The sequence below is a fragment of the Salinibacillus xinjiangensis genome, from assembly GCF_009649735.1.
Taxonomy (GTDB): Bacteria; Bacillota; Bacilli; order Bacillales; family Alkalibacillaceae; genus Salinibacillus; species Salinibacillus xinjiangensis.
Window position 1 is genome coordinate 1 of sequence record NZ_WJNH01000011.1, and the last position, 12,234, is coordinate 12,234.

At 38.2% G+C, this 12,234-nt stretch carries 15 protein-coding genes and 1 other annotated feature; of the genes, 2 read left to right on the forward strand and 13 right to left on the reverse strand.

Annotated features, from left to right (window positions below; all coding sequences use genetic code 11):
* Nucleotides 1-368: 368 nt before the first annotated feature.
* The 3 genes from pheT to GH754_RS15195 all read right to left on the reverse strand — a co-directional run bounded on the left by pheT (nt 369) and on the right by GH754_RS15195 (nt 5,013).
* Nucleotides 369-2,798 (reverse strand): phenylalanine--tRNA ligase subunit beta, encoded by a 2,430-nt coding sequence (pheT, locus tag GH754_RS15185; RefSeq protein WP_153729539.1) that lies wholly within the window; start codon nt 2,796-2,798, stop codon nt 369-371.
* 18 nt (nt 2,799-2,816) lie between these two features.
* Nucleotides 2,817-3,851: a phenylalanine--tRNA ligase subunit alpha gene (pheS, locus tag GH754_RS15190; protein WP_153729540.1), complete on the reverse strand. Its 1,035-nt coding sequence runs from the start codon at nt 3,849-3,851 to the stop codon at nt 2,817-2,819.
* Between the two features lie 129 nt (nt 3,852-3,980).
* Nucleotides 3,981-4,220 (reverse strand) — a binding site (T-box leader).
* 49 nt (nt 4,221-4,269) lie between these two features.
* A complete protein-coding gene (locus GH754_RS15195; RefSeq protein WP_153729541.1) occupies nt 4,270-5,013 on the reverse strand; it encodes a TrmH family RNA methyltransferase in 744 nt (247 codons plus the stop codon).
* Nucleotides 5,014-5,122: 109 nt separating this feature from the next.
* Between GH754_RS15195 and sspI the strand changes: the two genes are divergently transcribed.
* On the forward strand, nt 5,123-5,332 hold the full coding sequence (gene sspI, locus GH754_RS15200; protein ID WP_153729542.1) for a small acid-soluble spore protein SspI: 210 nt from the start codon (nt 5,123-5,125) through the stop codon (nt 5,330-5,332).
* A 59-nt stretch (nt 5,333-5,391) separates the two neighbouring features.
* On the opposite strand, the gene GH754_RS15205 is transcribed toward sspI, so the two are convergent.
* Both GH754_RS15205 and GH754_RS15210 read right to left on the reverse strand, forming a co-directional pair.
* Nucleotides 5,392-6,477, reverse strand: a complete 1,086-nt coding sequence (locus tag GH754_RS15205) for a M42 family metallopeptidase (RefSeq protein WP_153729543.1) — start codon at nt 6,475-6,477, stop codon at nt 5,392-5,394.
* A gap of 79 nt (nt 6,478-6,556) precedes the next feature.
* Nucleotides 6,557-7,048, reverse strand: a complete 492-nt coding sequence (locus tag GH754_RS15210) for a dUTP diphosphatase (protein WP_153729544.1) — start codon at nt 7,046-7,048, stop codon at nt 6,557-6,559.
* A gap of 136 nt (nt 7,049-7,184) precedes the next feature.
* Here GH754_RS15210 and GH754_RS15215 point away from each other — a divergent pair, with 136 nt between their 5' ends.
* The gene (locus GH754_RS15215; protein WP_153729545.1) at nt 7,185-7,568 is read left to right on the forward strand and encodes a sigma-w pathway protein ysdB; all 384 of its coding nucleotides are present in this window, start codon (nt 7,185-7,187) and stop codon (nt 7,566-7,568) included.
* 37 nt (nt 7,569-7,605) lie between these two features.
* Here GH754_RS15215 and GH754_RS15220 read toward each other — a convergent pair whose 3' ends face one another.
* The 8 genes from GH754_RS15220 to infC all read right to left on the reverse strand — a co-directional run bounded on the left by GH754_RS15220 (nt 7,606) and on the right by infC (nt 12,195).
* Complete coding sequence (locus GH754_RS15220) at nt 7,606-8,214, reverse strand: TVP38/TMEM64 family protein (protein ID WP_153729546.1); 609 nt, start codon at nt 8,212-8,214, stop codon at nt 7,606-7,608.
* 92 nt (nt 8,215-8,306) lie between these two features.
* Entirely contained in the window at nt 8,307-8,579 is a 273-nt protein-coding gene (locus GH754_RS15225; RefSeq protein ID WP_153729547.1) for a DUF1294 domain-containing protein, read from the reverse strand.
* A 71-nt stretch (nt 8,580-8,650) separates the two neighbouring features.
* On the reverse strand, nt 8,651-9,400 hold the full coding sequence (locus tag GH754_RS15230) for an amino acid ABC transporter ATP-binding protein (RefSeq protein ID WP_153729548.1): 750 nt from the start codon (nt 9,398-9,400) through the stop codon (nt 8,651-8,653).
* Nucleotides 9,401-9,411: 11 nt separating this feature from the next.
* Nucleotides 9,412-10,110 carry an amino acid ABC transporter permease gene (locus GH754_RS15235; protein WP_153729646.1) on the reverse strand — a complete coding sequence of 233 codons (699 nt, stop codon included), beginning with the start codon at nt 10,108-10,110 and terminating at the stop codon, nt 9,412-9,414.
* Nucleotides 10,097-10,861, reverse strand: a complete 765-nt coding sequence (locus GH754_RS15240; protein ID WP_153729549.1) for an amino acid ABC transporter substrate-binding protein — start codon at nt 10,859-10,861, stop codon at nt 10,097-10,099. The genes GH754_RS15235 and GH754_RS15240 overlap by 14 nt, the downstream gene beginning before the upstream one ends.
* A 187-nt stretch (nt 10,862-11,048) precedes the next feature.
* Nucleotides 11,049-11,405, reverse strand: a complete 357-nt coding sequence (gene rplT, locus GH754_RS15245; protein ID WP_153729550.1) for a 50S ribosomal protein L20 — start codon at nt 11,403-11,405, stop codon at nt 11,049-11,051.
* Nucleotides 11,406-11,451: 46 nt separating this feature from the next.
* On the reverse strand, nt 11,452-11,649 hold the full coding sequence (gene rpmI, locus GH754_RS15250) for a 50S ribosomal protein L35 (protein ID WP_153729551.1): 198 nt from the start codon (nt 11,647-11,649) through the stop codon (nt 11,452-11,454).
* Nucleotides 11,650-11,694: 45 nt separating this feature from the next.
* Complete coding sequence (gene infC / locus GH754_RS15255) at nt 11,695-12,195, reverse strand: translation initiation factor IF-3 (RefSeq protein WP_153729552.1); 501 nt, start codon at nt 12,193-12,195, stop codon at nt 11,695-11,697.
* Between the last annotated feature and the right edge of the window lie 39 nt (nt 12,196-12,234).

The window sequence follows — 12,234 nt, forward strand, 5'->3', positions numbered from 1 at the left end:
ACCGTTCCGGCAGAATACTCCGCTTTCCATGGGCACGGCCTCAGCCTCCTCGGAAGCAAAGACCGCTTCCTGCGGGGTCTTCACCACGCTTCCTCCCATAGGAGTCTCCGTATTCTGCCTCCACTATTGGAGTGTTTTGATGAATGCGTGGTTAAAAGCTTTTGTTTTCCAATAGTTCAGCTCTAAATAAACGAATGAGACACAGTCTAAAGCGAAGTGTATTTCCGTAGCGATGGTTCCGCACTCATCAAATTGATATTTGGAAACAAGTCATGCTATATTTACGTCGCATTTTCTATCTACTACGAATATAAAAAGCAATTACGTTTACGAAAAGAACCAAGCCAACGTATGGCTTGGTTCTAGTATTATCCTCTTAATTCTGCATTAAATTTCTCTTCCATTGCCTGAACAATTTGTTCACGCACCTTTTCAATTTGTTCATCCTTTAGTGTTGCCTCTGGATCCTGGAATCTTAACGTATATGCAATGGATTTCTTTCCTTCTTCCATGTGCTCTCCTTGATATATATCAAACACTTGAATGTCTTTTAAGAAAGGTGATCCCGCTTCGGTAATGACATCCATCATATGCTTTGCTTTTGTTGATTCATCTACTACGAAAGCTAAATCCTGTGTTACGGAAGGATAACGCGGAATCGGCTCATAGCTTTCTTCAAGATCAGCATGCTCCAATAAATAGTCTAGATCTAACTCAAACACATAGGTATCATTTAAATCCCATTCTGTTTGAACAAATGGATGAACCTGACCAATGAAACCAACATGATCGCCATTGACTTTGATTACTGCTGTACGACCAGGATGTAGTTCCTCCATTGTAGCGGCTTCAAACGAAACATTGTGAAGTCGTAACATGCTAAGAAGACCTTCCACAATCCCTTTTAACACGAAGAAGTCAACAGTCTTTACATCCTTTTGCCATTGATGGCTGACCCATGTGCCGGAAATAGCAGCAGCTAGGCGACGTTTTTCCTCTGGTTGTTTCGTAATTTGTTTTTCTTCACTAATGTAAACAGATCCTAATTCATATAGCGCTATATCCTGTTGACGTCTGGCGATATTATATTTCACACTTGCGATCATTTCCGGCAACAGAGTCAATCGTAAGTGGCTGTGCGCTTCACTCATTGGCATCGCTAATTTAACTGGCTGTGGATTTCTTTCTTTTAAAACTGGATCCACAAACATACCTGCACCCTTTTCAGATGTTAAAGAGTAGGTCATAGCTTCATTCAATCCAGCACCCTGTAAATACTGATGAATTTTTCTCTTAAGCTGTTGCTGTACAGTTAGACCACCTGCCGTTGATGCTCCTTCAGGAAGGGTATATGGAAGATAGTCATAGCCGTAAATACGAGCTACCTCCTCAACAATGTCCTCCACAATCGTGATATCGCCTCTTCTTGTTGGGGCATAGACGGTAAAATGTTCACCATCTTGCTGATACTCAAATTGTAACCGTTCAAAAATCGTTGCCATTTCATCTGTCGCAATAGAAGTTCCTAATTTTTGATTAATTTGGTCAGTATCAAAATCTATAACTGGTTCACTAACATCTAAATCATTAAACTCTACTTCTCCTGATAATACCTCTCCACCTGCGTGTTGTTGTAGCAGCTGGCATGCTCTCTGACCTGCTTCTTTTACTCGATTTGGGTCTACCCCTTTTTCGTAGCGTATACTAGCCTCACTTCGTATTCCATGATGTTTGGAGGCGGTTCTAACTGCTAGAGGATTAAAGAAAGCTGCCTCTAATAAAATATTGGTTGTACCTTCGTGAACCTCAGAATCGGCACCACCCATGACACCAGCAATAGCTACAGGTTTTTCACCATTTGTAATAACAAGATGTTCTGATTTTAACGTACGTTCCTCATCATCTAATGTTTTAATTTTTTCTCCTTCACGTGCTGCACGAATTACGACTTCTTTTGAGCCAAACCGATCATAGTCAAAGGCGTGAAGTGGTTGACCGTATTCCAGGAGTACATAGTTGGTAATGTCAACAACATTATTAATGGGACGAATCCCAGCTGCAATAAGACGATTTCTCATCCATAAAGGAGACGGACCCACCTTAACGTTTTGAATCACAAATGCGCCATAGTACGGGTTCAACTCAGGCTCCTCAACCTTCACTTGAATGTGGTCGCTTGCTTTTTGAGTCGTTGTATCGACTTCAATATTTGGAAGTAAGAGCGTTCGATCTAAAACCGCCGCAACTTCATATCCAACTCCATTCATACTTAAACAATCTGAGCGATTAGGAGTGAGTTCAAACTCTAAGATTGTGTCGTCTAAGTTAAGGAGCTCCACGGCATCCGCTCCAACCTCAGCATCTTCAGGAAATACAAAAATTCCATCCTCGAATTCCTTTTGGACAAACTTAGGGTCTGTTCCCAGTTCTTGTTGTGAACAAATCATGCCATTGGAAACTTCTCCTCTAAGCTTTGTCTTTTTAATTTTCATCCCACCAGGGAGACGTGCTCCAGGTTTTGCAACGGCTACCTTTTGGCCTGCTTGAACGTTTGGTGCACCACAAATAATTTGTAATTCTTCATCTCCTACATCCACCTGACAAACATTTAGTTTATCAGCATTTGGGTGCTGTTCACATGATTTTACATAACCGACAACGATATTTTTGAGCTCATCCCCGAGTGTTTCAATCCCTTCAACTTCAATCCCACTTTTCGTAATCTTCTCTGCTAAATCCTCTGGTGATATGTCATCAATGTCTACATATTGTTTTAGCCAATTTAATGATACAAGCATGTGTTTTCTCCTCCTCCTTTAAGCGTGATGGAACTGTTTCAAGAACCGAACATCATTGGTGTAGAAATGTCTAATATCATCAATTCCATATTTCAGCATGGCAATTCGTTCTGGACCCATACCAAATGCAAAACCGGAATACTTTTCTGGATCAAAGCCTGCCATTCTTAATACGTTTGGATGAACCATACCGGCACCTAAAATTTCAATCCAGCCTGTTCCTTTACAAACCGAGCACCCATCTCCATGACACATTTTACATGATATATCCATTTCAACTGAAGGCTCTGTGAATGGGAAGAAGCTAGGACGCAAACGAATTTCACGGCTTTGTCCGAACATTTGCTTAGCAAACGCATTTAATACTCCTTTTAGGTCACTCATTCGAACGTTTTCATCGACATATAAACCTTCAATTTGGGTAAATTGATGGGAATGTGTCGCATCGTCTGTGTCACGGCGATACACTTTTCCTGGACAAATGATTTTAACTGGCCCTTTCCCCTCGTGTTTTTCCATTGTTCTTGCTTGAACTGGAGAGGTATGGGTTCTCATAAGTAATTCTTCTGTTATATAAAAGGAATCCTGCATATCACGTGCTGGGTGTCCCTTTGGAAGATTTAACGCTTCAAAATTGTAGTAGTCTTGCTCAACCTCTGGTCCTTCAGCAACTTCAAAACCCATTCCAATAAATAGATCTTCAATATCCTCAATTAACTTGGTCAAGAGGTGTGGCCCACCTGTTGGATTTGGACGACCAGGTAATGTCACATCTAGTGCTTCCTCTTTAAGCTGTTTTTCGAGAGCGACCTTCTCTAACTGTTGCTGTTTAGTCTCGATTTCACCTGCGATTGTTTCACGTACCTCGTTTGCTAATTGTCCAATAACAGGTCGTTCTTCTTTCGAAAGCTTGCCCATTCCTCGTAAGACCTCTGTAATAGGCCCTTTTTTACCTAAGTAAGCGACCCGAACTTCTTGAAGTTGTTTGGCGTCTTCAGCCTCGGCTACTTTGTTTAAGGCTTCTTCTTTTAATTCCACGAGACGTTCCTTCATTATAATCCTCCTTTAAATAAATGAATCGAAAGCGTGTATTGCTATTTCCTAGGTTCCCAAATGGTATCGTGCGTGATGTTGGCGATAATTCTTATCCTTCTCATAATACAAAAAAGCCCCGCCCCTAAAATAAGGGACGAGACTTATATTTCCGTGTTACCACCCTAGTTGATATACCTATAGATATACCCACTTCATACACATAACGGATTCCATCCGGTACACCTTTACTTGCTACTTAAGCAAGGTCCAAGTGACAGCTCCAGAGTGAAATTTCAATCATCACCACGGTAAAATGCTTTCAGTCTGTGGCATTTTTCCCTTATAACCGTTTCTGTCATGATTTACTCGCTCTTTCTTCGCTTTTTCATCTTTAGTTATGACGTTATTATAGAAAAACATTGCACAAAATGCAAGTTTAACATTGCAACATATACATGATGATGCCAGATGCAATGCTAACATTAAGTGATTCTGCCTGTCCCTTGATAGGGATAAAAACCCTTCGATCCGCTTTATTTAACAGTTCTTTTTGTACACCGTTACCTTCATTTCCGAAGATAACCGCTAGCTTTTGAGGGAGATCCTCATTATTTAATGGTTGTGCATCTTGTAGTGCTGTTGCCCAGATATGATATTCCTGCTGCTTTAATGTGTCCATCCAATTCGTTAAATCACCAAACATAATTGGGAGATGAAACAGGGAACCTTGAGTAGACCTGATTACTTTATCATTGAAAAGATCAACTGTCCCATTACCCATAACGATTCCATCAAAGCCAAAAGCATCTGCCGTTCGTATTATAGTACCAACATTTCCAGGGTCTTGAACCCCATCCAATAAAACCATTCTTTTTCCAGTTGAATGGAACTGATGCTTTTTCATATGTATTTCCGCCATAATTCCCTGAGGATGCTCTGTTTGAGTAAGTGTTGAAAAAACTTTTTCACTTACCGTTGTATATGGAATTTGATAAGTCTCAAGCCAGGCTGAATCATAATTTTCTCTAATAATGAGTTCTTTTACATTCCAATTACTCTTTAACGCCTCTTCAACGAGATGCTCACCTTCCACTAAAAACGTATTGTTTTTCATGCGTTCCTTTTTTCGTTTTAATTTATTCCACTGCTTTACCTTTTGATTTTGCACAGATTCAATCATTTTATGTCTCCTTAACCAATCTAACGAGTTTTCTTTATCATACATATTTACATTTAATCAGGTCAAACTAATGCTACAAAAAAGTTAGTTAAAAACGAGGTGAAAAAAGATGGATTTAGATTTACGTAAGGCCGTCCTTCATAACATTTCAGGTAACAATACAGAGCAGTTAGAGGCAACCATTGTAGATGCGATTCAAGGTGGAGAGGAAAAAACACTTCCAGGACTAGGGGTAATATTTGAGGTTTACTGGAACAATGCTGATGAATCAGAAAAAGAAGAAGTATTAGAAGTTATTGAAGAAGGGTTAAAAAAGTAATATAAATCTAAAGCCAAAAGCAAGTGATTTCTTATCAATCACATGCTTTTGGCTTTTTATTAACTAAAAGTAATTTCCTTCACTTTATCTTTATCTAAGCCTTTGATCACTTCTACAATAAGTTTTACTGCATTTTCAAAATCATCACGATGTAGCATAGCTGCATGAGAGTGAATGTAACGAGTCGCAATCGTAATGGATAACGCTGGAACTCCATTTGCTGTTAAATGAATGGAACCTGAGTCTGTTCCTCCACCAGCCATTGAATCAAATTGATAAGGAATATCGTTCTTGTCTGCTGTTTCAACTACAAAGTCACGTAGACCTTTATGAGATACCATGGATGCGTCATAAAGAATAATCTGTGGACCATCACCCATTTTACTTGAAGCATCTTTATCAGAAACTCCAGGTGTATCTCCAGCAATACCAACATCAACACCAAAGCCAATATCTGGCTTGATGGTATTTGTAGCTGTCTTGGCTCCGCGTAGTCCAACTTCTTCTTGAACTGTACCTACACCATACACAACATTAGGATGCTTTTCATCTTTTAACTGCTTTAAGACATCAATAGCAATGGCACATCCAATACGGTTGTCCCATGCCTTGGCAAGCAACATTTTCTCATTTTTCATAACAGTGAAGTCAAAGTAAGGCACAATAGAATCCCCTGGTACAACACCAAATTCAGCTGCTTCTTCTTTACTTGAAGCCCCGATATCAATAAACATGTCCTTAATATCTACTGGCTTCTTTCTTGCTTCAGCAGGTAGAATATGAGGTGGCTTTGATCCAATAACCCCTGTAACATTACCTTTTTTGGTCATGATCGTTACACGTTGAGCAAGCATAACCTGGCTCCACCAGCCTCCAACGGTCTGGAAATAAACATACCCGTTGTCGTCAATGCGAGTTACCATAAAGCCAACCTCGTCTAAGTGACCAGCAACCATAACCTTTGGTCCATTTTCGTTTCCAGATTTTTTCGCAATCAAACTTCCTAGTCCATCGGTGAAAATTTCATCAGCATATGGTGCAATATATTTTCTCATCACTTCTCTAGGCTCTTTTTCGTTTCCTGGAATACCTTTTGCATCGGTTAAATCCTTAAGCATGGTTAAGGTTTCATCAAGCTTTACCATATGTCATGATCCTCCTTTGATATGTAAACGTCATTCCTCATTATACCTTTAATTCTTATAATTAACAAAATTGTTTACTTTAGTACCCTTCATCTTGACGCTTGTGATTAACTTCATTTTTACTAATATAAGCTCGTTGTATTAATTCTTCCTCAAATCCTAGCTTGTTACCCAATGCAAGAAATGTGGAGAACAGGGATTGATAGCTATTTCTCCCTTGATGACTTTTCAACGAGACTGCCTTTTCGTATACTTGAAGAAACAATTCTGTGGTATTCAAATTTTCTAGCTCTGGGTGCTCATCTATTTGATGAAAGGAATAGCCAAGCTCAAGTCCAATCGAAATAATGAAATGTAAGCCATCTACATATTCCTCTAGTATGACAGCTTGGTCACTAGGGGGCTTTTGACTCCAAAATTTAAAGCATCTTGTTTCATTTGCAAGCTCACCTATTTCCACGAGTAGAGCTAAAATTTTATCGTTAACCACGTCTTTTGACTCGAGATGGTGCTCTTGTTTAATTCTTTGATCGAGTTCCTGTTGCATCGAAAATAACAATTGCCAATCCATTATTTGTGACTCCTTCTTTTTACCTCGATTATAGCACAGAAAATTACTTAAAAATAATTGTGAAATATGAAACTAAAACGAAATTCATTCGTATCTGTTATGTAAGGATAAAATCCATTTTAGGAGTCGATTCATCATGGTGGTTATTTTATTTAGATTACTAATCATATTTGCCATTATCTTTTTTATCTATTCAGCCTACAAATATATCGTCAATCCCAAACGTAAGCTAGAAATAGCTCAAGAAAATAAAACCTTTTATTTCTATGATGATGAAAATAATGTCAAAAAGAATTTTTTAATTACGTATAAAGGAGCTTTGTTTGAAGGGGAAAAATACTTAGGAACCACTGAACAGGCTTTTGAGGTTGTGACCATTACCGTCTGGACTAAGCATCCGGATTTATTAAAGGGGATTTCTCGCGAGGACCTTTATTTTATCGAAAAAGAAATCTTGATTAAATACCCACATGCAAAGATTGAATGGCGGCATCCCATTAAGAATATTTTTTGTGACTAAAGAAGTCCCATGTCCGTGGAGAGACATGGGACTTCTTCTAGCTCACTTTATTTATAGAAGGGGATCCCTGTGGAACACGATGATCTTTTCGGAAAAAATCCTCCCAGCGAACAACAATTTCCTTCTGCCTTAGCAAATATAAACCTGGAAGTAATGCGATGACAATTGTCATCATAATCATTGGGGAAAGACTTGAAATCCATTGACCAAAGGATGTATAAACAAATGCTAATGGAACATTCGATAAAAAGGATAATTTTAAGTATTCTTTATAGCTTTTGGAGATTTCAATCATGCATAAAGAAATAAGATGGAAATGGATAAAGGGCATTAAGCGTAATAATACCATTTGACCTTTCGACATTTGCCTATCTTTAATGATTTTTCCCTTCAGCCTAACTAGTCGTTTAAAAGTTTTAGGCATAGACACAAAAAGCCGGTAAAAGAATATACTAGATAATGTAATCCCAATAACAGAGTAAATGGTGCCGGAAACCATACCAAACAATATTCCACCAGAAATACAGATAAAGGCTACTGGCATGAAAAAGAAAGGCCTTAACAAATGAAAACCAATAAATAACATGGGAGCAAACATTCCACTGGATTCTACGATGGACAGGACCCAAGTACCTAGCTGTTCCATAACCCGCCCCCTTTATTATTTTGGTTTATATATATGACATAAGACGAGCCTATATGACATTTATGATAAAAAAGAATGCTTGTCGTCAATTATTAATAGGATTGTAATACAAAATTTATAAGAGCAATATGTAGTATGATGAGCAAAGGAAAGCCTAACGTAAATTTAAGGCGTTTTACTTTGTGCCGAAAGAGAATCATTCCAAAAGTACTACCGAGTGATCCCCCTATAAGCGCATAAAAAAATAAATGTTTTTCTGGTATTCTCCATTTTCCTTTGATGGCCTTTCGGTTATCTATTCCCATAACTAAGAATCCAACTCCATTTATAACCACTAAATATATAACAAACCACTGGATAATCATGAATGCTCTTCCTCTCCTTAAAACAGAAAACTTGGCTGTACGCCATGTACGCCAAGTTTTCTGTTTCGTTCTTATTCTGGATTCATAATTCGCTGAATAAATTGACGTGTTCGTTCTTCTTTTGGATCCTTTAATACTTGAGCAGGTGGACCTTGCTCCACAATGTACCCATTATCCATAAATAATACCCGATCTGACACTTGTTCAGCAAATTTTAATTCATGTGTCACAATTGCCATCGTCCAGCCTTCATTGGCTAAATCCTTTATAACCTTTAATACCTCTCCAACTAATTCTGGGTCTAAGGCCGAAGTAGGCTCATCAAATAACATCAATTCAGGCTCAATAGCTAATGCCCTTGCAATCCCGACTCGCTGCTGCTGTCCACCTGAAAGCTGATGTGGATAAAGGTACTTCTTATCTAATAAACCAACCTTGTCTAATAAACTTTCAGCCAGCTTAAAAACCGCTTGTTTTTCTCTCTTTTGTACAATTAGTGGTCCTTCTGTCACATTTTCTAACGCCGTCTTATGTGGGAAGAGATTATAGGATTGAAATACCATTCCAGATTTTAGGCGAAATTTTGTAAGTTCATTTTTCTTCGGCATCTTTTCAAAATCTATTTCCAGTCCATCTGAAAATGTAAACAACCCTTTATTCGGCATCTCTAAAGCATTTAAACATCTTAGTAAGGTCGTTTTACCAGAGCCTGATGGTCCAATAATCGTTAAAATGTTTCCTTTTTCAATTTCTAAATCTATATGTTTCAACACCTCTTGGTCATCAAAAGACTTAGATAAGCCCTTTACAGTTAAAAACATTTTCATTCCTCCTACTTGGACACGTACCGGTCAAGACGATTTTCAATTCGATCTTGTACAAGCGAAAGCAAGAAACAAATGATCCAATATAGAAAAGCTGCTTCCACATATAAAAGCATAAAATCATAAGTTCTTGCTGCAATTTCTTGTGCCTTTCGAAATAACTCTGTAACTAATATCAAGGATGCAAGAGATGTATCCTTGACTAAACTAATAAAGGTATTAGATAGAGGAGGAATCGATACTCTTGTTGCTTGCGGCAAAATAATTCGTCTTAATGCTTGCGAGTAACCCATTCCAATTGTTTGTGCTGCCTCCCACTGACCTTTAGGTATGGATAAGATAGAAGCTCTTATCACTTCTGAAGCATAGGCACCAACATTTAGTGAAAAGGCAATGATTGCACTCGGAAATGGATCAATCGTAAAGCCAATTTGACCAAGCCCATAAAACACAATAAATAGTTGGACGAGCATTGGGGTACCTCTTACTGCAGATACATAGATTCTCGCAGGAATGGAAAGAAACTTATACTTTGAAAGACGCATAATGGCAGTGATAAGTGCAAGTGAAATTCCAAATGTAAATGCAATTAATGTGAGAGGAATCGTGTATTTGATTCCTCCCTGGATCATTGGCCATAGGGAATTAACAAATAACTCCCATCCTCCCATATCAGCCGTTATCGCAAACAATTTATTGAGATACATCTTCACCAAACCACTTCTTTGCGATTTCGGTTAGAGTCCCATCTTCCTTCATCGCCTCTAGTTGTTCATTTACCGCTTCAACTAGCTTTTCATTTCCTTTACGAAATGCAAAAGCTGTTTCAGATACTTCATCCTCTTGTGCGGCTATTTTGATTCCCGCATCTGGTTGTTGTTGAATATAATCTAATACTGCTAAGCGATCATTTACGGTCATGTCAGCACGACCTTGTTTAATTAATTCAATGGATTGAGCTAAGCCTTCAACGCCTTGAATTTCAGCCCCATGTTCTTTAGCAATTGCCTGATAGTTACTAGTTAGAGATTGACCGGACGTTTTGCCCTCAATATCCTCAAAGGAAGTAATATCATTATTATTTTCTGGTACAACGACTACAGCTGAAGACACCGTATAGGGAATAGAAAAGTCATAATTTTCTAAGCGGTCCTCATTAATCCCCACTTGGTTAGCAATCACATCAAAACGCTCAGCATTTAGCCCTGCAAACATAGAATCCCATTGTGTTTCTTGGAAATCTACCTCTAGACCCATACGGTTAGCAACTTCACGCATAACCTCAACATCATATCCTGTTAATTTATCCTCTTCATTATGAAAAGTAAATGGAGCATACGTACCTTCTGTTCCAACTGAAATCACCCCACTCTCCATAATTTCATCATAACTATTTGAACCACAAGCCGATAACACAAAGACTATTCCTAATATTAATACCCATAATCCTTTTTTCATGTATATTACCCCAATCTGTTTACTCGGATTTATTCTTACAAACAAAATTGATTATACTCTCTACCATTTATTCTTGCAACAAAAATGACATCTCACTTTTTTGGTTATTATGAACAAATTTTATTATTTCTATCCATGTAAAAAGAAGACTGACCAGGTTTTTACACCTGATCAGCCTTCTTATTTATTATTTAAGTGCTTCTTTAGCTTTTGTTACTAGGTTTGCGAAGCCTTGCTCATCATTGATAGCCATGTCAGCAAGCATCTTACGGTTAACTTGAATGTCAGCTTGCTTTAGACCATGCATTAAACGGCTATATGAAATATCATTCATACGAGCTGCAGCATTAATACGTGCGATCCATAGCTTACGGAATTCGCGTTTTCTTTGTTTACGGTCACGATAAGCATATTGACCTGATTTCATTACTTGTTGTTTAGCTGTTTTAAATAGAGCGTGTTTTGAGCCATAATAACCTTTCGCTAGCTTTAAAACACGTTTGCGACGTTTGCGTGTTACTGTACCGCCTTTTACACGTGGCATAGTTGTTCCCTCCTATATTTGTCAATCATTAAAGTTGTTTTTTGGTTTATTTTTTAGGAAGCATTTCACCGATACGCTTCAAATCACTTTTTGATACAAGTGCTGATTTGCGTAGTTTACGCTTTTGTTTTGTTGATTTATTAGCAAACAAGTGACTTGTATACGCATGTGAGCGTTTTACATTACCGTTACCTGTTTTTTTAAAACGTTTTGATGAACCTTTATGAGTTTTCATTTTAGGCATTGTGTGTTTCCTCCTTTGATTTGTTGCCGTTTAAACTACTGTTCCTTACTTTTCAGCCATAGGAGCTAGCATCATAAACATGTTACGGCCTTCCATCTTCGGCTTTGTTTCAACTGTTGCGATATCCTTACACTCTTCAGCCATACGATCAAGAACCTTTTGTCCAAGCTCTTTATGCGTAATAGCACGACCGCGGAAACGAACAGAAGCTTTTACTTTATCTCCCTTAGATAGGAACTTACGAGCATTACGAAGCTTTGTATTAAAGTCATGCTCTTCAATAGCAGGGCTTAATCGTACTTCTTTAACGTTGATTATCTTCTGCTTTTTACGTTTCTCTTTTTCCTTCTTTTGTTGCTCGAAACGATATTTACCGTAATCCATGATTCTGCATACTGGTGGTTTTGCATTAGGTGCCACCATTACTAAATCAAGATTTGCTTGCTCGGCTATTTTTAAAGCTTCTTGCTTTGATTTTACACCGATTTGTTCTCCATCAGCACCAATCAATCTTACTTCACGTGCACGAATGCGCTCATTTACCAAAGTCTCAACTTTGCTAATAGTTAGCCACCTCCATAAATT

Coding starts and splice junctions, on each gene's coding strand:
- pheT (WP_153729539.1), bottom strand. CDS start 2,798: ATGCTTGTATCATTAAATTGGCTAAAACAATATGTAGACATTGATGAC.
- GH754_RS15225 (WP_153729547.1), bottom strand. CDS start 8,579: ATGATTATCCAGTGGTTTGTTATATATTTAGTGGTTATAAATGGAGTT.
- sspI (WP_153729542.1), top strand. CDS start 5,123: ATGGATTTAGATTTACGTAAGGCCGTCCTTCATAACATTTCAGGTAAC.
- GH754_RS15235 (WP_153729646.1), bottom strand. CDS start 10,110: ATGTATCTCAATAAATTGTTTGCGATAACGGCTGATATGGGAGGATGG.
- GH754_RS15210 (WP_153729544.1), bottom strand. CDS start 7,048: ATGGATTGGCAATTGTTATTTTCGATGCAACAGGAACTCGATCAAAGA.
- rplT (WP_153729550.1), bottom strand. CDS start 11,405: ATGCCACGTGTAAAAGGCGGTACAGTAACACGCAAACGTCGCAAACGT.
- pheS (WP_153729540.1), bottom strand. CDS start 3,851: ATGAAGGAACGTCTCGTGGAATTAAAAGAAGAAGCCTTAAACAAAGTA.
- GH754_RS15195 (WP_153729541.1), bottom strand. CDS start 5,013: ATGATTGAATCTGTGCAAAATCAAAAGGTAAAGCAGTGGAATAAATTA.
- GH754_RS15215 (WP_153729545.1), top strand. CDS start 7,185: ATGGTGGTTATTTTATTTAGATTACTAATCATATTTGCCATTATCTTT.
- GH754_RS15220 (WP_153729546.1), bottom strand. CDS start 8,214: ATGGAACAGCTAGGTACTTGGGTCCTGTCCATCGTAGAATCCAGTGGA.
- GH754_RS15205 (WP_153729543.1), bottom strand. CDS start 6,477: ATGGTAAAGCTTGATGAAACCTTAACCATGCTTAAGGATTTAACCGAT.
- GH754_RS15230 (WP_153729548.1), bottom strand. CDS start 9,400: ATGTTTTTAACTGTAAAGGGCTTATCTAAGTCTTTTGATGACCAAGAG.
- rpmI (WP_153729551.1), bottom strand. CDS start 11,649: ATGCCTAAAATGAAAACTCATAAAGGTTCATCAAAACGTTTTAAAAAA.
- GH754_RS15240 (WP_153729549.1), bottom strand. CDS start 10,861: ATGAAAAAAGGATTATGGGTATTAATATTAGGAATAGTCTTTGTGTTA.